Raw genomic sequence first — 17537 nt, forward strand, 5'->3', positions numbered from 1 at the left:
TGTCCGCGTCAAGAAAGGTTCGGCTTCATCAACGGCACTGGTGGACAACGCGATCGGTACGCCGATGACTGAGACCGACGAGCTCCGCGGCGTCGTGCGCGAGTACCTGACCGCGACGTCGCCCAGCAGCACCGTCCGCGAGTTGATGAAGACCGAAAGCGGCTACGACGAGGCATCCTGGCGCCAGATGGCAGGCGAATTGGGCTTGCACGGTATCGCCGTTCCCGAGCAGTGGGGTGGTGCCGGCGCCGGGGTGACCGAACTCGCGGTGGTTTTCGAGGAAATGGGGCGGGCGCTGCTATGTTCCCCGTTCTTCGCCACCGTGGGCCTGGCGACCCAAGCCATCCTGGCCTGCGGCGACCAAGCGGCCGCGGAACGATTCCTCCCAGGGCTCGCCGACGGATCGACAACCGCCACGCTGATCCTGAACGGCCGACTCGGCGCCTGGGACCCTGCGGCGGTGACACTGCGAGGTGAGCGTAACGGCACACGCCACCATGTCCACGGTCTGGCGCCGATGGTGATCGACGGTCACACCGCAGATGTTCTGCTAGCGGCGGCCAACACCGACGCCGGCATCTCGCTGTTCGCCGTACGGGCAGAATCGGACGGGGTGGTGCGCACGCCACTGGCCGGCCTCGACCGCACCCGCAAGGTGGCCACAGTGAGTTTCGAGGGCGCGCAGGCGGAACTCGTCGGAACCGACGGCGATGCCGCGGGCTTCCTGGCTCGCGCATCGGACCTCGCGATTGTCGCGCTGAGCGCCGAACAGGTCGGCGCGGCACAACGCTGCCTCGACATGGCCGTCGACTATGCCAAGAACCGAATCCAATTCGGCCGGCCCATCGGAAGCTTCCAGGCGGTGAAGCACAGGTGCGCGGACATGCTCATTCAGGTGGAGGGTGCGCGCTCGGCCGCGTGGCATGCGGCCGAGATCGCGGCCCTGCCCGACACCGCCGCCACCGGACACTTGCCGATCGCGGCGTCGGTCGCCAAGCTCGCGTGTTCGGAGGCCCTACTGCAGGTAGCCCTGGACAATATGCGCATCCATGGCGGCATCGGGTTCACGTGGGAACACGATGCCCACCTGTTCGTCCGGCGCGCCAAGGCCAGCCAACTGTCCTTCGGCACGCCCGACTACCACGCCGAGCGGTTGGCGATGCTCGTCCCCGAAATGAAAGGACACTTGTGACCGTTTCGTTCTCCCTGGAACTACCCACGCAGCGTGTCGAGGCCGTCGACGAGTTTGTCACTGCCGAAGCCATCGCGGATATCGCACGGGTGGCCGAGCAATCCGGTTTCGCGGCGGTCCACGTCACCGACCATCCTGCACCCGATACAAAGTGGCTCGACCACGGCGGCCACCACGCTCTCGATCCGTTTGTCGCGCTGGCGTTCGCGGCCGCCGCGACCACTGACGTCAAGCTGCTGACCAACGTCTACATCGCCGCTTACCGCAACCCTTTTCTCGGCGCGAAATCGATTCAGAGCCTTGCCACGCTGTCGAAGGGACGGCTCATCCTCGGTACCGCGGCCGGCTACCTCAAGCCGGAATTCAAGGCACTGGGAATCGATTTCGACAGCCGTGGCGCCCTGCTCGATGAGGCATTGGACGTGCTGGACAAAGTTCTCACCGGTGCGGACGTCGCCTACGAGGGGACGTCTTTCGCCGCCCGCGGCGTTCGGCTGCGGCCGCTTCCGGCGACTCCGCCACCGGTGTGGGTCGGTGGCAACAGCAAGCCGGCCGTGCGGCGGGCGGTGTCACGGGCTCAGGGCTGGGCACCGTTCAATACGTTCGGCTACGCCGCAGCCTCGCGTACCGCGGAGATCTCGACTATCGAAGAACTGGAGCTGGCGATCGACTGGGCCAGGCGGTATGCCGGTGAAATCGGCCGCACCACACCACTGGATATTTGCTTTTCAGCGGGAAACCTGTTGGACGACAACAGATCGTCTGACGAACGTCACGCGACAATCGCCAGACTCGCCGCGGCCGGAGTCACCTGGCTGACCATCGCGCCGGCAGGAGGCGACCGGAGCGAACTCATCGAGCGTTCCCGCGGCTTCGCAAAGGAGTTCATCACGGCGTGATGCGCCTTCAGCCCATCAAGCTGTCGGCCGCGAATGCGTCCACGCCGATCTTCCGATGAGCGAATACCCAACGGCCGTTCGCCGGGACCAGCACGTCGCGGTAGCGACCCCAATGATCCAGGCCGATGTCGGTGTGTACGGCGAAGTAGCTGCTGACCTCGACCCTGTCCCGGCCTACCGAGCCGAACCGGATGCTCGAGACGTGGTGACGGACGTGAGTCGGCGCTGGGCGCTCCGGATGTCCGGGTTTCCTCACCGCGGCAGCGAGACCGGCCTCGATCTCCGCGGGTCCCGTCAGGGGTGCTGCGCCGCCGGTGAATTCCAGCACGCCGTCGTCTGAGAAGCAGGCTGCCAGCGCCCGAAGGTCGAACCGATCGGTGGCCGCGGTGTAGTCGGCCAACGTCTGGCGCACCGACTCCCGAACCTCGAGCTCCCAAGCCTCCATGTGGCGTCCTCCTGAAACATTGCCCAGGGCACACGATAACGTCTGTTCTCATGCCGCAACCAAGTCTGCAAGAGCTGCTCGACCCCGCCACCACCGCGCTGGTGACGCAGGAATGCCAGGGTGGGGTGATCGGACCCCAGGCAGGCCTTCCCTTCCTCGCCGAGGAGGCTCGGCGCGAGGCGATTCCCAACATCGTCGAATTACTCGACGCCGCGAGGGCAGCAGGCGTCACCGTGGTGCACTGCCTCATGGCGAGGCGCCCGGACGGCCGCGGGTCGAATACCAATGCGCGGCTGTTCATGGCCGGAAAGTCGTTTGCTGCGGACTTGACTCCCGGCAGTCCCGGGGCGTCGGTCCTGCCCGAGCTCGGTCCGGTGCCCAGTGACATCGTGCTTACCCGAACCCACGGCCTGGGACCCATGACCGGCACCGACCTGGACTCAGTGCTCCGGAACCTGAACGTCAAGACCATTGTGGGAGTTGGTGTTTCGGTGAATATTGCGATCCAGAATTTCGTGATGGACGCGGTGAACCGCAGCTATCAGTTCGTGTTACCCCGCGACGCGGTGAGTGGGTACCCGCGGGAGTACGCAGAGTCCATCATCGACAACACACTGGCTCTGCTCGCCACGGTGACCACCACCGATGCCGTCGTCGCCGCGTGGAGCGAGCGCCGCTTGACTTGACCCGACCTGGATGTTGCGTGACGATAATGATAACTTCGTTCTCATAAAGCGTAAATGATCATATTCGCTGTTCAGGAGGAACGTCCATGCCTTCCCGCTCTTTGCCGTACCCGGTTTTCGATATCGACAACCACATGTACGAGACGACGGAGGCGCTCACCAAGTACCTGCCGAAGGAGCACCGCGGCAAGGTCGGGTACGTGGAGGTCAACGGGCGTCCCAAACTCGTTGTCAAAGACCACATCAGCCACATGATTCCGAACCCGACGTTCGCACGGGTGGCCAGGCCGGGCAGTGCGGAGGACTACTTCCTCGGGAAGAACCCAGAAGGCCTCAACTTCCGCGAATTCATCGGCGAGGCAATGGATGTCATACCCGCCTACCAGGCTCCCGCCCCGCGGCTCGAGCTGATGGATGAGCTGGGCCTCGACCAGTGCGTGATGTACCCCACGCTCGCCAGCCTCATCGAGGAACGCACCACCGACGACGTCGTCCTCACTCACGCGATCATCCACGCACTCAACGAGTGGATGCACGAGCACTGGACCTTCAACTATCACAACCGGATCTTCGCGACGCCCGTGATCTGTCTTCCCATGGTGGACGAAGCCATCAGGGAATTCCACTGGGGGCTGGAACGCGGCATGAAGACATTTCTCGTCCGGCCCGCGCCGGTGCCCAGCCGGTTCGGCGGCTCGCGTTCGATGGGGCTGCCCGAGTTCGACCCGTTCTGGGAGGAAGTGGTCAAGGCGGGCATGCCGGTCACCATGCACGCCTCCGACAGCGGCTACCAGAAGCACCTGATGGAGTGGGAGGGCGGCGACGAATACCTGTCCTTCAAGCCGAGCGCGCTGCGCGAGGTCGTAATGGGACATCGGGCGATCGAGGACACGCTGGCCGCGATGATCTGCCACGGCGCGCTGTCACGATTCCCGGATCTGAAGATCTTCTGCGTCGAGAACGGAAGCGGCTGGGTGCGCAATCTGCTCGAGCAGCTCAACACCGCCTACAAGATCATGCCCAAAGAATTCGACGAACATCCCGTCGAGGTGTTCAAGCGCAACATCTACATCCACCCGTTCCTCGAGGACGACATCAAGGGGATCGTCGACATCATGGGTGAAGACCATGTGATGTTCGGCTCCGATTTCCCGCACCCGGAGGGTATCGGTGACCCACTCAGCTTCGCCGATCGGCTCGACGGCATCCCGGACTCGGCCAAGGCTAAGATCATGGGCGGCAACGCTATCGAGCAGTTGGCGCTCAAGGTCCCGGCGTGACGGAGACTCCCAGTTCTCCGACGGAGTACGACGGGGTCGCCGGGTTCGAGGCTCACGTGGGCGAGCACCTCGGCTACAGCGATTGGCGGGCGGTCACGCAGCAGGAAATCGACCTGTTCGCCGCGGCCACCGGTGACCACCAGTGGATTCATGTCGACGCGGAGCGGGCTGCTCAAGGGCCCTACGGCAAGACCATCGCACACGGTTATCTGACGTTGTCGCTGGTCCCCATTCTGGTGCAACAGATTTATCGGGTGACCGGCTTGGCGATGCAGGTCAACTACGGCAGCGACAAGCTGCGCTTCCCCGCCCCCGTGCCTGTCGACTCCCGGATCAGGGCCGGTGCCGAGCTCCTCAAGGTCGAGCGCAACGACAAGGGTGGCCGGGCTACGGTACGTGTCACCGTCGAGGTCGAGGGAAGCGATCGGCCGGCGTGCGTCGTCGACACGATTGCCGCGATGGTCGACGCCTGAACGGCTACGCGTTCAGCACACGTTCCCCAATGACCTGCCGTTCACGCAGTTCCGCAATCTGCGCATCGTCGAGCCCAAGCGCGCCAAGGACTTCGGAGTTGTGCCGCCCCAGAGTCGGCGCCGCCGAACGGTGATGGTGGGTCGGACCCGGCGACATACGAAACGGCCATCCCGGGAACCGATGCCGCCCGGTGATCGGATGGTCCAGATCCTGGTAGAAACCCCGCGCCTCGAGCTGCTCGACGTCATACATCCGGTCGGCCGTCAGCAGTTGCTCGGCGGGTACGCCACGCGCTGCCAGGCTTGCCACCACCTCGTCGGCGGCTCGTCCGCTCGTCCATTTCGCCAGTATGTCGTCGAAAGCGTCGTGGTTCACCCGGCGTGTCTCGGCGGTCGCAAATCTCGGGTCGTCACGCAGGTCGTCCCGGCCGACTGTGGCCGCTACGGCGTGCCAGTCGGCGTCATCACGCACCGAAATCGCGACCCATTTGTCAGGGGTGCCGGTCGGGTAGACGCCCTGGGCGTAGTGGCGGTGGCGGTTTCCCTCGCGCGGCCGCACCGTTCCCGTCAGTGAGTACTCGATGACGGGTTCGGCGGTCACCACCGCACCGACCTCGATCTGCGCGACCTCGATGAGCTGACCCTCACCGGTGGACCGCCTGTGCTCAAGAGCAGCAAGCAAAGCAATACATGCATGGACGCCTGCGATGGGGTCGGCAGGCCCCTGCAGATTGCACGGTGGGCCATCCGGATAACCCGTCGCTGCCGACATCCCGGACACCTGCTCGATGTTGAGCGCCCACCCGACGTAGTCGCGCCACGGTCCCTCCAAGCCAAACCCGGGCATCCGCACCATGATTACGCCGGGATTCACTTTCGCAAGGGAGCCGTAGTCCAGTCCGAACTGCTCGACCACCCGCGGGGAGAAGTTCTCCACCACCACGTCCGCTTCCGCGGCCAACCGCAGGGCGAGGTCTCGGCCGTCGCGGGAGGTGAGATCCAGCGTGATGTCGCGCTTGTTGAGATTGGTGCCCTGCCAGAGCGGTCCACGTTCGTACCAGTCATCGCCCTCACGGAGCAACGACCCCGAGTAGCGATGCCCGTCCGGACGCTGGATGGATTCGACTTTGATCACGTCGGCCCCGAACGCACCGAGGTAGCAGGTCAGGTATGCGCCCGCCCAAAACGTGCTCAGGTCAAACACCTTCAGCCCGGCGAAAGGTAGTGATGCGTCGGGTACGTCCGTCCGCCGTCGGGGTGCACCGCGTTCGGCCCACCCGGCCGGTGCATCCGCATGCGCGGCGGGTGCAGGCAGTGGCGCCGGGACTGGTGTCTTCGAGAATCGGAACGGCGCACCGGGTCTGACGAATCGTGCTTCGTCAGCGACGGACTCGACGAAAAACCCGCGTTCGGCATACTGCGGGCAACTCTGGATGGTGTCGGGCTGGGAGATCGGGGCCGCTGGGATCCGCATGGCCTGGCTCAGTTCGACAAGGTCGGCCACCATCATGGAGTCAAGGAACGGCTGGACCTTGGCGAAGAACTCATCGCGCTCGGGACCGCCGAGCATGATTGCGAGTTGGTGTTCGCCGAACTCGGGCAACCCGACCATGGCGCACACGTCCAGCCAGTGTTGCCCGGTCAGACAGTTGATCCCTATCCACCCGTCGGCGGCACGCACAATGCCCAGCATGGGAGCCGCTTTGGAATTGGATGGCAAACCAAGGCTTTTCAGGCGCGCGGCCATCAGCATGGGATACGGCAGGGTTGCCAGTAGCGACTCGAATATCGAGACGTCCACCTCCACCGGTCGGTTCACTCGGGCCATCGAGATCCGCAGCGCCGTCAGCGCGCCGAGGGCCGCGTATCCCCCCGCGATGTACTCCGCGATTCGTGCGCCGGCCTGCACCGGGGCCCGGCCAGGCTCACGCACGTTGACCCAGCCCGCTGCCGCCTGCAGAGTCAGCGGCGTTGTCGCCCGGTCACGCAACGGCCCCTCCTGGCCGAAGCTGGAGATTCGGACCACGACGAGATTCGGGTTGATCCTGCCGAGGGAGTCTGCGTCAAGGCCCCACTGGCGCCGCTCCGGCGCGCCTGCCGTCAGGTCCTCGACGAGCACGTCGGCCCCGGCGATCATTTCGTGGACAGCGGCGAGGTTGCCTTGCTCTGCGAGATCGATTGTGCTGCCGCTTTTTCCGGCGTTCAGATATTCGAACAGTCCACCGTGGGTGCCCCAGCCGCGCAACGGGTCACCCGATGGCGGCTCGATCTTGAATACCTCGGCGCCCAAATCGACGAGCAGCTTCGTGCAGTAGGGACCCGCGATCTCGGATGCCAGCTCGACAACGCGCACACCCGACAGCGGTCCATTCACGCGGGTACCCCGATCGCCTTGGGCTCCATGTACGCTCGCAGACCCATCACACCGCCTTCCCGACCGATGCCGCTCTGCTTGAAGCCCCCAAACGGCGCGTCTCCGGGAATAGTGCCGTTGATCGACACCTGTCCGGTCCTGATCCGGCGTGCGATGGCCACCGCGCGTTCGACATCGCTCCCCCACACCGCGCCTCCGAGCCCGTAGGCCGAGTTGTTGGCGATGGTTACGGCGTCGTCGTCGTCGTGGTAGCGCAGCACGGTCAGCACCGGACCGAACACCTCCTCCTGCGCGATGTGGGAATCCGCCGAGGCATCGGTGAGGATCGTCGGCTCGAAGTAGAACCCGCGGTTGAGATCCTTCGGGCGGGCTCCCCCTGCCACCACGGTCGCGCCATCGGCTTCGGCGCGCCTGACGAATCCCTCGACGCGGTCGAGGTGTTCGCGGGTGATCAACGGCCCCATGGTGACACCGGTATCTACCGGATCACCGATCACAACGTCACGGGCCAGCTCGGCGAGCCGGTCCACCACCTCGTCGTGAATCGCATCGGGCACCAGCAGCCTGCTGTTGAGGATGCATGCCTGACCGGCATGCATCGTGCAACCCTCAAACAGCAGTCGTTCCAACAAGTCGTCGCTGACGTCGAAGTCAGGGAGCAGCACGGTCGCCGACTTGCCCCCGCATTCCAGCAGGACGCGCTTCATCGTGGTCGCCGCGCCCGCCATCACGTCCCGTCCGACCGCCGAGCTGCCGGTGAAGCTGACCATGTCGACGAGGGGATCCAACGTCAGGCTTCGGCTGGCGTCGATGCTGGTCGGTGTGACCACGTTGACAACGCCGTCCGGGATATCGGTGTGCTCGTCGATTATTCGCGCCAACACCAGCCCGGCCAGCGGCGTAAGCGGGGATGGCTTGAGTACCAGGGTATTCCCCGCCGCCAGGGCCGCACCCAGCTTCATGACGTTGAGGGTGTGCGGGAAGTTCCAGGGCGTCATGGCAGCCACCACTCCGAGGGGCTCGTAGCGCAGCAGCGTGATGCCTGCGGCACCCCAGGCGTCCATCGGCGCCTCGGCGGGCTCCGTGGCGAGTTCGGCGGCGTGGCCGACCATGAACGCCGGGCCTTCCACGTGAATCAACCGTTCGTTTGCCGTACAACCCCACTCGGCCTGCGCAAGCGCATAGATCTCCTCGCCCTTCGCCAGCAATGCATCGCTGAGCTGCCGCAGACAACGGGCGCGTTCCGCGGGCTCGGCCCGCGGCCACGGACCGGTATCGAAAGCGGCTCGCGCCGCGCAAACCGCCTGCCGCACCTGCGCAACACTCGCGTCGGGCGCCGTCCCGATCACCGTCTCGGTGGCGGGGTTGACGACGTCGTATCGGCCGCTGTCGGGGTCGATCCATTTGCCGCCGATATAGAGCCTATGAGCTTCCAAGCGGATGCCCGATCCGGCCATCACCCCCCGCTTTCTTGAACGCCCAGTCTCGTGACCAGAGCGAATCGATGCCGAGAACTTACATATCCAGACCGTGTGTACACCGGCGAAGCGGCCTCGTCAACGTCGAGTGGAATCCACATTTTTGGGGACTTCTTCGGCGATTGACAGTGGACTCACGTCTCCGGTAGACACAATGAGAACGGACATTCTTAGCTTATCTGTCCGACCAAGGCTCTGCCTCAAGGAAGGCCCGCGGTGCCCACCACATCAGTCCCCCTGCACTCCCCAGATTTCTACGCAGGCGACCCCTACCCCGCCTACCGGGAGCTGCGAAATACGACGCCCGTCGTGTGGAACGATGTCACGAATTTCTGGGCGCTGCTCAAGTACGAGGATGTTCGTTACGTTTCGGGGCACCCGCTGATGTTCTCGTCGACGAAGGGCATCACCATCCCGGATCCCGCACAGCCCGAACCTGTGCAGGAAGGGAACCTGATCTTCACCGACCCACCGCGTCACCGTCAGCTCCGCAAGCTCATCAACTCCGGATTCACCCGCCGCCAGGTGCAATTGCTGGAACCCAAGGTGCGCCAGATCGTCAACGGCATTGTCGACGGCATCGACCCATCCCGGGAGTACGACTTCGCGGATGAGATCGCCGCTCCGCTACCCACGCGGTTGATCGCCGAGATGCTCGGCGCCCCGCCCGAAGACTGGGAACAGTTCCGCGCCTGGTCGGACGCTGCCGTGGGCACCGCCGACCCGGATGTCGAACTGGATTCCATGGTCGCGCTCGGTGAGCTCTACGAGTACTTCATGAAGCTCATCACCGCACGACGCTCCTCAGCTGCCGGCGGCCAGAACGACCTGCTGAGCATTCTGGCCGCCGCCGAGGTTGACGGCGAGCAACTCACCGACGCGGACCTGCTGAACTTCTCATTCCTGTTGTTGGTGGCCGGCAACGAAACCACCCGCAATCTCATCGCTTTGGGCACCCTGGCATTGATCGACCATCCCGACCAGTTCGCGCTGCTGCGCTCGGATCCGTCGCTGCTGCCGTGCGCGGTGGAGGAGATGCTGCGCTACACCAGCCCGGTCACCCATATGGCGCGCCGGGCCACGCAGGACGTCGAGATCCGCGGTCAACTGATCAGAGCCGGCGACACCGTCGTCATGCTTTACGGCGCGGCCAATCGCGACGAAGAAATCTTCGGACCCAGCTGCGAAGAGTTCGACATAACCCGTACTCCCAACCCACACATTGCATTCGGTGCGGGAGAACACGCATGCCTTGGCGCTCAACTGGCGCGACTGGAGGCCCGGGTGATGTTCGAAGTGCTGCTGGGCGCCTATCCGACCCTGGAACTCACCGGCGATGTGTCACGGCTTCGCGCCACCATGGTGCCCGGCGTGAAGCACATGCCAATTCGACTGGGAGCAGGCAGCTGATGGATTTCGACTACACGGCCGAACAGGAGCAGCTTCGGAAGGACTACCGAACCCGCCTCGAAGCGGTGATGACGCCCGAACGCCGTGCTGCGGTGGCCGGCGTCCTGGAGGGCGGCGCCGCCGTGACCGAGTGCAGGCGCGCCCTCGGCGATGCCGGCCTACTCGGTGTCGCCTGGCCCGTCGAATATGGTGGCAGCGGGCTGACCGCGCTGGAGCAGTACATTTTCTCGGAGGAAGCGCGGCGGGTCAACGCGCCGTTGCCGATGATCACCCTCAATACGGTGGGCCCCACGCTCATCCAATACGGCACCGAGGCTCAGAAGGCCGAATTCCTGCCGGCGATTCTGAAAGGCACCGTCGAGTTCGCGATCGGGTATTCCGAACCCGGCGCGGGCAGCGACCTCGCCTCGCTGCGTACCACCGCGACGCGGGACGGCGACCACTTCGTCATCAACGGCTCCAAAATGTTCACCAGCGGCGCCGAATTCGCCGACTACATCTGGCTGGCGGCGCGTACGGATCCAACCGTGAAGAAGCACAAAGGAATCACTCTGTTCATCGTGCCGACCGACGCTCCAGGGTTCTCCTGGAAGCCGCTGCACACTATGCCGGGCGTTTCCACCTACTACACCTTCTACGATGACGTCCGGGTTCCCGAGAGCGCCATCGTGCTCGGCGAAAACCAGGGTTGGACGCTGGTCACCAATCAGCTCAACTTGGAACGAGCAGCCCTCGGAAACCTCGGCGCCCTCGAACCGCTGTTCCGCAAGACGCTCCGCTGGGCGTCGACGACACCTTTGGACGACGGCATGGTCATCGATCAACCGTGGGTACAGCAGGCCCTGGCGCGGGTGGAAGCCCAGGTAGCCGCGTACCGGTTACTGAACCTCCGGGTGAACGCGACAATGAGCTCCGGCGCCCTCGGGATGGGCGAGGCGTCGGCGGCAAAGGTTTTCGGCACCGAGCTGACCCAACAGGTCGCGCGCGAACTGCTGGAAGTCGTGGGCCAAGCCGGGGTGCGCAAGGACGCGGCGGCTCAGTTCAAGGGAGAGCTGGAAAGTGCCTACCGCTTGGCGGTCATCAATACATTCGGCGGCGGAGCCAACGAACTTCAACGCGACATCATCGCCATGGCCGGTCTCAGGATGCCCCGCGCACCCCGGGACATGCGGGCCGGCGGATCGGAGAAAGGAAGCTCCAAACCGTGACCGAGACATCGAGAGACGAATTGCGTGAACGCCTCGACGCGCTCATTGGCCAACCCATCAGCTCCGGACAGCCCGCCAAGGCGCCAGATCCGGTGAACGCGGCCATGATCCGGCACTGGGCGTACGCGTTGGACGACAGGAACCCTGCGTATCTGGATCCGGAATTCGCCGCCTCTTCGCGCTACGGAGGCATCGTCTCGTCCCCCGTCATGCTGCAGTCGTGGACGATGGCCCCGCCCAAACTGACCGGCATCCGGGAACGCGGCGGCGTGCCGATCGTGCTGAAGGAGAACCCGCTGCAGTTCCTCACCGACGCCGGCTACACCGGCACCGTCGCCACCAACTCGGAATTCGAGCTGGAGCGGTACCCGCGAGTGGGCGACGAGATCACCGCCGAAACCGTGTTCGAGACGATCTCCGACGAGAAGAAGACGGCAATGGGCAACGGCTACTTCGTCACCTGGATCACCACCTACCGCGATCAGGACGGTGAAGTGATCGGGCGACAGCGATTCCGCACCCTGCGGTTCAAGACAGGACGCTGATGGCCAGCAGACTAGCCCCATCGATCAGTCCGGACACCGAGTTCTTCTGGTCGGGCCTCAAGGACCACAAGCTGCTGATCCAACGGTGCAGTGACTGTCAGACGTTGCGGGTGCCGCCGCGGCCGATGTGTGGGAACTGCCAGTCGCTCAAGTGGGACGCCGTCGAGTCAACCGGCCGCGGAACGGTTTACAGCTTTGTGATGCCGCAGTATCCGCCGTTGCCGTTTCTGCAGTACCCCTACGTGGTAGCGCTGATCGAACTCGACGAGGGGGTCCGCATCGTGTCGAACTTGTGCGACATCGAGCCCGCTGCCATCGAGGTCGGGCTACCCGTCGAGGTCTACTTCGAGAAATTCGAGGCACTCCCGAGCGGCGACGAGCTGGTGCTGCACCAGTTCCGGCCGGCGCGCTGACAAGCGAGGTACATATGGATTTCTCCTTCACCGAGGAGCAAGAGACGGTCCGCAAGGTGGCCCGCCAGCTCTTCGAGCACCGCGCCACCCCTGAGCGTCTCACCGAGTTGGAAGCCGGCTTGGAAGCCGGGGGGTCCGCTTCGACCGCGCACTGTGGAGTGAGCTGGCTTCGTCGGACCTCCTGGGCATCGCCCTGCCCGAGTCCGTCGGCGGCAGCGGTGGCGGGTTCCTCGAGCTCGGCGTGCTACTCGCCGAGGTCGGGTTCAGCGTCGCGCCGGTACCCGTCTACCCGACCCTGGTGCTCGGCGCGGATACCATTGCGCGACATGGAGACTCGGCGCTCCAGCAGCGCTACCTGCCGAAGGTGCTGGACGGCACCACCATCCTGACGGCCGCACTGGTCGAAGAGGGCAATTCGGACCCCACCGCGCCACGCACGACCGCGCGCGCGGACGGGGACAACACCTGGGTACTGCACGGAAGCAAGGAACTGGTGCCCGCGGCACAAATCTCGGACGCCATCGTGATTTCGGCGCGCACCGAAGACGGCGCGGGCTTGTTCGTCGTGGAGACCGCAACCGATGGAGTCATCGTGACCCCGGCAAGCACGACTAACGGTGATCCGCACGCAGACGTCCAACTCGCGGGCGCAGTCGGGCACCGGCTCACCGAGTCCGGCGGTGCGGACATGGTCGGATCGCTCTACACCAGGGCGCTTGTCGGGCTGTGCGCGATGCAGGTCGGCGTGACCGAACGTGCTCTCAAGATCGCAGCTTCCTACACCAGCGAACGCGAGCAATTCGGCAGACCGATCGGCTCGTTCCAAGCGGTGCAACAACGGCTGGCCGACGCGTTCATCGATGTGGAGGCCATTCGTTGGACCACCTGGCACGCGGCCTGGCTGATCGCTGAGGGCCGGCCCGCGTCCCGCGAAGCAGCCATCGCCAAGTTCTGGGCGGCGGAAGCCGGGGCACGGGTAGCGGCCTCGGCCCAGCAGGTGCACGGCGGCATCGGCATCGACGTCAACTATCCACTCTCCCGATATTTTCTGTGGGCCAAGCAGATCGAGCTTTCGCTCGGGTCGGCCACCCAACAACTCACCCGCCTCGGCGCCACGTACCCGGAAGGAAGCAAATGACGTCCACCGTCGACCGCACCACCACGCTGGCCTGGAATTCCATCAACGTCGGCGACGAAGTCACGCCGCTGGACGTTCCGGTGACCACCACTCTGATCGTCGCCGGCGCCATCGCCTCCCGCGACTACATGCCGGTGCACCATGATCGCGATTTCGCCAATTCTCAGGGCTCCAAGGATATTTTCATGAACATCCTGACCACCAACGGCCTGTGCGTGAAGTTCCTCCATGACTGGGCAGGCCCGGAGGCGATGGTCAAGAAGCTGTCCATTCGACTTGGTGTGCCGTCCTACCCGAACGATCCGTTGCGCTTCACCGGGTCCGTCACCGGCAAATCGTCGGCCGTCGGCGAGGGTCTTGTCGAAGTCACCTTCAAAGGCACCAACAGCCTCGGCGACCACGTGTCGGGAACCGCGGTGCTGAGCTTGCTCGAAGGCCTCGCTGCATGATTGACGGGATCGGTGGCCGGGCCGCCCTGGCCGGGATCGGTCAAACCGAATTCTCGAAGGAGTCGGGCCGCACCGAGATGCAACTCGCCTGCGAGGCGGTCAAGGCCGCGATCGACGACGCCGGTCTCCGGCCTTCCGACATCGACGGCATGGTCACCTTCAGCGTCGACGACAACGAGGAGATCGAGGTCGCCCGAAACGTCGGGATCCGCGATCTCACATTCTTCACCAGGGTTCCACACGGCGGCGGTGCGGCCGCGGGCACCGTGATGCAGGCTGCCATGGCGGTCGCGACGGGAGTCGCCGAGGCGGTGGTGTGTTACCGCGCGTTCAACGAGCGTTCCGGTTTCCGGTTCGGCGGCGCCGGCCGCCAGCCGGGCGTGACGCCACTGTGGATGGCGCCGTATGCCCCGTTCGGATTCATGACGCCGGCCGCGTGGGTCGCGTTGCACGCTCAGCGGTACATGACGACCTACGGCGTCACCAACGCCGATTTCGGCAAGATCGCCGTCATCGACCGAAAGCACGCTGCCAGAAACCCTGACGCATGGTTCTACGAGAAGCCGATCACCCTTGAGCAGCATCAACAGTCGCGCTGGATCATCGATCCGGTGCTGCGGCTGCTCGACTGCTGTCAGGAAAGCGACGGTGGCGTGGCGATGGTGGTGACCAGCCTCGAACGAGCGCGGGACCTGGCCCAGCCGCCGGCCGTCATCACAGCCGCGGCACAGGGCGCCGCTTATGACGGCGAGGTGATGACGAGTTACTACCGCGACGACATCACCGGCCTGCCGGAGATGGGTGTGGTCGGCGAAAAGCTCTGGCGCAACTCCGGACTCAAGCCACAAGACATCTCGACGGCGTTTCTCTACGATCACTTCACGCCGTTCGTCTTCGCCCAACTCGAGGAACTGGGATTCTGCGGCCGAGGTGAAGCCAAGGACTTCGTCTCGGTCGAGGAGTTGTCGCTAGGTGGGCGCATGCCGATCAACACCAACGGCGGGCTGCTCGGCGAGGCCTACATCCACGGCATGAACGGCATCACCGAAGGTGTCCGCCAGATCCGGGGCACGTCGCACAACCAAGTCGACAACGTCGAACACGTGCTCGTCACGTCGGGTACGGGGGTTCCGACCAGCGGTTTGATACTGGCGCCCGATCACTGAGCACGGAGCGAGCGCGCATTATGACCCAGGCCACCGCGGTCGACACCCGGGCGGTGCTCATCTCTGCGGCCTTCGCCTGCTTTCGCACCCACGGATTGCGTAAGACGACGATCGTCGACATCGCGCGCGCCGCGGAGGTATCCAGAAGCACGTTCTACGAATACTTCCGGGACAAGGAAACGATCGTCGAGGCCTGTGCGGAGGCGGCATCGCAGACCTTCTATCGCAAGCTCGCCACGGCGATCGACCGCGACGGCGGCAGCACGCTGGCGGACAAACTGGTCCGGGCGGGCGTTTTCGTCACTCAGGCACGCAGGGTGGTGGAGCCCGAGTTGTATTTCGACCAAGAACAAGTCGACCTGATGTTGACGAAGAATGCGTCGACCCTCCTCCGCGAATGTGGCGACTTCCTCGCGCCGTATATCTCGGCCGCGCGACTGACCGGCGAGGTGCGCAACGACCTCGACATCCGCTCGGCGTGCGAGTGGTTCGCAAGAATGTTGTTCTCACTGTTCACCACACCGTCACCCTGTGTCGACATGAGCGACGACGAGGGGGTCGCCGCCTTCGTCCGCGCCCACGTCGTGCGGGGCTTTGTGAGCGATCAGCCCAAACTGCTCCCTTCACGAAGAAAATTGAGGGTGTAGTTCTGATACGTCAAGCCGTCGGGGTCGAGGCCGATGAGCTCTAGGAACGGATTCCATTCCCGCGAATCGACGAACCAGTCCCAGCGGGTTATCTGGCCCTGTTCATTGATCCAGACGTAATCCCATTCGTGGAGCTCCAGCAGCCTGCCGTCGGCCAGCGTTCCCGCATAGGTATCACGGACCGCGAAACCCCAATCGGCGGCGATGCACTCGAACGGGGTAATGATCCGAAAGTCGGGCATATGCTTCCACCACATGCGGAATTCGCATGTGAGCATGTCGCCATCCGGTGCGAATTCCTTTATGGCCGCCAGCAATTCATCGGAAGCGAGGTCGGCTAACGGGCTCTCCGCACCGCCATTGAACAGAGGGCACATCATCACCGCGACCGGTGCGTAGATCCACTCATCGCCGTAAGTGATTCGCTTGGTCTCCGGCGCCCTGGCGTAGGTCTCCCATTTCGCGTGGGCGATCCTGCGATGCAAGGCCAACCGATCGGACCTCATCTCTACCTCCCCGTGCGCACCGGCACATTGGACCAACCGCACACATTCGCCATCGCCACCCGCCGCAACCCGCTGCGGTCGACCTCGTATTCGGGAATGAGATCGAGCAGCGCTTCGAGCGCGATGCGGCTCTCCATCCTGGCCAGCGCCGCCCCCAGACAACTGTGCACGCCGTAACCGAACGCAAGATTGAAGCCCATTCTGCGTTCGCGGTCGATGTCGAGGCGGTCAGGATCCGGGAACATCCGCTCATCACGCGTCGCCGAACCGGTGACGAGTAAGACCGCGCTGCCTTTCGGGATCACCCTGCCGTGCAACGTGACGTCGCGCGTGGCGGTGCGAACCTGGTACTGCGAGGGCGCCTCGTAGCGCAGTAACTCTTCTACCGCCGCAGGAATTTTGCTGCGGTCTTGCTGCAATTTCCGCCACTGGTCAGGAAAGTCGGCGAACGCAACCATGGCATTGCCGACCAGCTTGGTAACGGTCTCGGCACCCGCTCCACCCAGCATTGTCGCGAAACCGGTGATGTCGACATCGGTGAGCTTTTCCACCCGCCCGTCTCGCTCTACCTCGGTCTCGATGAGTCGACTGATCATGTCGTCGCGGGGTTCGGCGCGGCGCTGCTGCACCAAGTCGTAGTAGTACAGCCCGGTGTTCATCGAGGCCTGGAAACCTTCTGCGGTGGTGGCGATCTCACCTGGGTGTCGCTCGAGCAACAGGTCGAGCCAGACCCGAATCTGGTCACGATCCTGCTTGGGAACCCCCAACATGGTGGTGATGACCTCGTTCGGAAACAGGGCCGAGAAGTCGGCCACCACGTCGAATGAGGACGGATCGAGCGCTTCGACACGCTCGTAGATCTTCTCGCGCACCATGTCTTCCAGCGCCGCGATGGCGCGCGGCGTGAACACATTGCTCACCAGCCTGCGCATCTTCTGGTGTTCGGGCGGGTCCATCGAGATGATTACTTTGGGCAGTGGAATCGCATCGTCGTGCGCCTGCACCATGTCCAGCGTCGCACCCTTAGCCGACGAGAAGGTCTCATGGTCCTTGGTGGCGGGTGCCACGTCGTCGTAGCGGGTCAGTGCCCAAAAGTCCCACTTCGCGCTGTAATACACCGGAGCCGTGTCGCGAAGACGCCGGTAGGTGTCGAACGCTCCGTTGAAGAAGTCCTCGGAGAAAGGGTCGAATTCGACGGAGTCTCCAGAAACAGCCTGCGGCATCGCAG

General features: G+C 64.3%; 17 protein-coding genes and 1 pseudogene. 13 read left to right on the forward strand and 5 right to left on the reverse strand.

Annotated features, from left to right (window positions below; translation table 11 throughout):
• The first annotated feature begins 64 nt into the window (after positions 1-64).
• Positions 65-1192, forward strand: coding sequence for an acyl-CoA dehydrogenase family protein (locus tag ACNQS7_RS06240; RefSeq protein WP_418011875.1), 1128 nt, complete (start codon positions 65-67; stop codon positions 1190-1192).
• Positions 1189-2091 (forward strand): TIGR03619 family F420-dependent LLM class oxidoreductase, encoded by a 903-nt coding sequence (locus ACNQS7_RS06245; protein WP_418011876.1) that lies wholly within the window; start codon positions 1189-1191, stop codon positions 2089-2091. Before ACNQS7_RS06240 ends, ACNQS7_RS06245 begins: the two co-directional genes overlap by 4 nt.
• Positions 2092-2098: 7 nt before the next feature.
• Here ACNQS7_RS06245 and ACNQS7_RS06250 read toward each other — a convergent pair whose 3' ends face one another.
• Entirely contained in the window at positions 2099-2536 is a 438-nt protein-coding gene (locus ACNQS7_RS06250) for a nuclear transport factor 2 family protein (protein WP_418011877.1), read from the reverse strand.
• Between the two features lie 50 nt (positions 2537-2586).
• On the opposite strand from ACNQS7_RS06250, the gene ACNQS7_RS06255 reads away from it, so the two are divergent.
• The 3 genes from ACNQS7_RS06255 to ACNQS7_RS06265 all read left to right on the forward strand — a co-directional run bounded on the left by ACNQS7_RS06255 (position 2587) and on the right by ACNQS7_RS06265 (position 4975).
• Positions 2587-3222, forward strand: coding sequence for a cysteine hydrolase (locus tag ACNQS7_RS06255; protein WP_418011878.1), 636 nt, complete (start codon positions 2587-2589; stop codon positions 3220-3222).
• An 86-nt stretch (positions 3223-3308) separates the two neighbouring features.
• The gene (locus tag ACNQS7_RS06260) at positions 3309-4502 is read left to right on the forward strand and encodes an amidohydrolase family protein (RefSeq protein ID WP_418011879.1); all 1194 of its coding nucleotides are present in this window, start codon (positions 3309-3311) and stop codon (positions 4500-4502) included.
• Positions 4499-4975, forward strand: coding sequence for a MaoC family dehydratase (locus ACNQS7_RS06265; protein ID WP_418011880.1), 477 nt, complete (start codon positions 4499-4501; stop codon positions 4973-4975). Before ACNQS7_RS06260 ends, ACNQS7_RS06265 begins: the two co-directional genes overlap by 4 nt.
• A 4-nt stretch (positions 4976-4979) precedes the next feature.
• Here the strand turns inward: ACNQS7_RS06265 and ACNQS7_RS06270 are convergent, their stop codons facing one another.
• Positions 4980-7349: a CaiB/BaiF CoA transferase family protein gene (locus ACNQS7_RS06270; protein WP_418011881.1), complete on the reverse strand. Its 2370-nt coding sequence runs from the start codon at positions 7347-7349 to the stop codon at positions 4980-4982.
• Positions 7346-8806: an aldehyde dehydrogenase family protein gene (locus ACNQS7_RS06275; RefSeq protein WP_418011882.1), complete on the reverse strand. Its 1461-nt coding sequence runs from the start codon at positions 8804-8806 to the stop codon at positions 7346-7348. The genes ACNQS7_RS06270 and ACNQS7_RS06275 overlap by 4 nt, the downstream gene beginning before the upstream one ends.
• A 258-nt stretch (positions 8807-9064) precedes the next feature.
• Here ACNQS7_RS06275 and ACNQS7_RS06280 point away from each other — a divergent pair, with 258 nt between their 5' ends.
• From ACNQS7_RS06280 to ACNQS7_RS06315, 8 genes and pseudogenes are all read left to right on the forward strand, one after another.
• Positions 9065-10237 (forward strand): cytochrome P450, encoded by a 1173-nt coding sequence (locus ACNQS7_RS06280; RefSeq protein WP_418015907.1) that lies wholly within the window; start codon positions 9065-9067, stop codon positions 10235-10237.
• Positions 10237-11445, forward strand: coding sequence for an acyl-CoA dehydrogenase family protein (locus tag ACNQS7_RS06285; protein ID WP_418011883.1), 1209 nt, complete (start codon positions 10237-10239; stop codon positions 11443-11445). The genes ACNQS7_RS06280 and ACNQS7_RS06285 overlap by 1 nt, the downstream gene beginning before the upstream one ends.
• Positions 11442-11990, forward strand: coding sequence for a MaoC family dehydratase (locus ACNQS7_RS06290; protein WP_418011884.1), 549 nt, complete (start codon positions 11442-11444; stop codon positions 11988-11990). Before ACNQS7_RS06285 ends, ACNQS7_RS06290 begins: the two co-directional genes overlap by 4 nt.
• Positions 11990-12403, forward strand: a complete 414-nt coding sequence (locus tag ACNQS7_RS06295) for a Zn-ribbon domain-containing OB-fold protein (RefSeq protein WP_418011885.1) — start codon at positions 11990-11992, stop codon at positions 12401-12403. The genes ACNQS7_RS06290 and ACNQS7_RS06295 overlap by 1 nt, the downstream gene beginning before the upstream one ends.
• Positions 12404-12417: 14 nt before the next feature.
• A pseudogene (locus ACNQS7_RS06300) lies at positions 12418-13541 on the forward strand (acyl-CoA dehydrogenase family protein).
• Positions 13538-13990: a MaoC family dehydratase gene (locus ACNQS7_RS06305; protein WP_418011886.1), complete on the forward strand. Its 453-nt coding sequence runs from the start codon at positions 13538-13540 to the stop codon at positions 13988-13990. The pseudogene ACNQS7_RS06300 and the gene ACNQS7_RS06305 overlap by 4 nt, the downstream one beginning before the upstream one ends.
• A complete protein-coding gene (locus tag ACNQS7_RS06310) occupies positions 13987-15156 on the forward strand; it encodes a lipid-transfer protein (protein WP_418011887.1) in 1170 nt (389 codons plus the stop codon). The genes ACNQS7_RS06305 and ACNQS7_RS06310 overlap by 4 nt, the downstream gene beginning before the upstream one ends.
• Before the next feature lie 20 nt (positions 15157-15176).
• Positions 15177-15803: a TetR/AcrR family transcriptional regulator gene (locus tag ACNQS7_RS06315; RefSeq protein WP_418011888.1), complete on the forward strand. Its 627-nt coding sequence runs from the start codon at positions 15177-15179 to the stop codon at positions 15801-15803.
• Here the strand turns inward: ACNQS7_RS06315 and ACNQS7_RS06320 are convergent.
• Positions 15761-16309 carry a hypothetical protein gene (locus tag ACNQS7_RS06320; RefSeq protein ID WP_418011889.1) on the reverse strand — a complete coding sequence of 183 codons (549 nt, stop codon included), beginning with the start codon at positions 16307-16309 and terminating at the stop codon, positions 15761-15763. The two genes, ACNQS7_RS06315 and ACNQS7_RS06320, sit on opposite strands and share 43 nt — an antisense overlap.
• A 2-nt stretch (positions 16310-16311) precedes the next feature.
• Positions 16312-17532: a cytochrome P450 gene (locus tag ACNQS7_RS06325; RefSeq protein WP_418011890.1), complete on the reverse strand. Its 1221-nt coding sequence runs from the start codon at positions 17530-17532 to the stop codon at positions 16312-16314.
• Positions 17533-17537: the final 5 nt, after the last annotated feature.

It is taken from the genome of Mycobacterium sp. 23, assembly GCF_048287075.1.
GTDB lineage: Bacteria > Actinomycetota > Actinomycetes > Mycobacteriales > Mycobacteriaceae > Mycobacterium > Mycobacterium gordonae_B.

What these genes read in the sequence shown, in the direction of transcription:
- ACNQS7_RS06325 (WP_418011890.1), bottom strand. Translation starts at nt 17,532, where the DNA reads ATGCCGCAGGCTGTTTCTGGAGACTCCGTCGAATTCGACCCTTTCTCC.
- ACNQS7_RS06240 (WP_418011875.1), top strand. Translation starts at nt 65, where the DNA reads ATGACTGAGACCGACGAGCTCCGCGGCGTCGTGCGCGAGTACCTGACC.
- ACNQS7_RS06320 (WP_418011889.1), bottom strand. Translation starts at nt 16,309, where the DNA reads ATGAGGTCCGATCGGTTGGCCTTGCATCGCAGGATCGCCCACGCGAAA.
- ACNQS7_RS06260 (WP_418011879.1), top strand. Translation starts at nt 3,309, where the DNA reads ATGCCTTCCCGCTCTTTGCCGTACCCGGTTTTCGATATCGACAACCAC.
- ACNQS7_RS06315 (WP_418011888.1), top strand. Translation starts at nt 15,177, where the DNA reads ATGACCCAGGCCACCGCGGTCGACACCCGGGCGGTGCTCATCTCTGCG.
- ACNQS7_RS06285 (WP_418011883.1), top strand. Translation starts at nt 10,237, where the DNA reads ATGGATTTCGACTACACGGCCGAACAGGAGCAGCTTCGGAAGGACTAC.
- ACNQS7_RS06310 (WP_418011887.1), top strand. Translation starts at nt 13,987, where the DNA reads ATGATTGACGGGATCGGTGGCCGGGCCGCCCTGGCCGGGATCGGTCAA.
- ACNQS7_RS06275 (WP_418011882.1), bottom strand. Translation starts at nt 8,806, where the DNA reads ATGGCCGGATCGGGCATCCGCTTGGAAGCTCATAGGCTCTATATCGGC.
- ACNQS7_RS06295 (WP_418011885.1), top strand. Translation starts at nt 11,990, where the DNA reads ATGGCCAGCAGACTAGCCCCATCGATCAGTCCGGACACCGAGTTCTTC.
- ACNQS7_RS06305 (WP_418011886.1), top strand. Translation starts at nt 13,538, where the DNA reads ATGACGTCCACCGTCGACCGCACCACCACGCTGGCCTGGAATTCCATC.
- ACNQS7_RS06255 (WP_418011878.1), top strand. Translation starts at nt 2,587, where the DNA reads ATGCCGCAACCAAGTCTGCAAGAGCTGCTCGACCCCGCCACCACCGCG.
- ACNQS7_RS06250 (WP_418011877.1), bottom strand. Translation starts at nt 2,536, where the DNA reads ATGGAGGCTTGGGAGCTCGAGGTTCGGGAGTCGGTGCGCCAGACGTTG.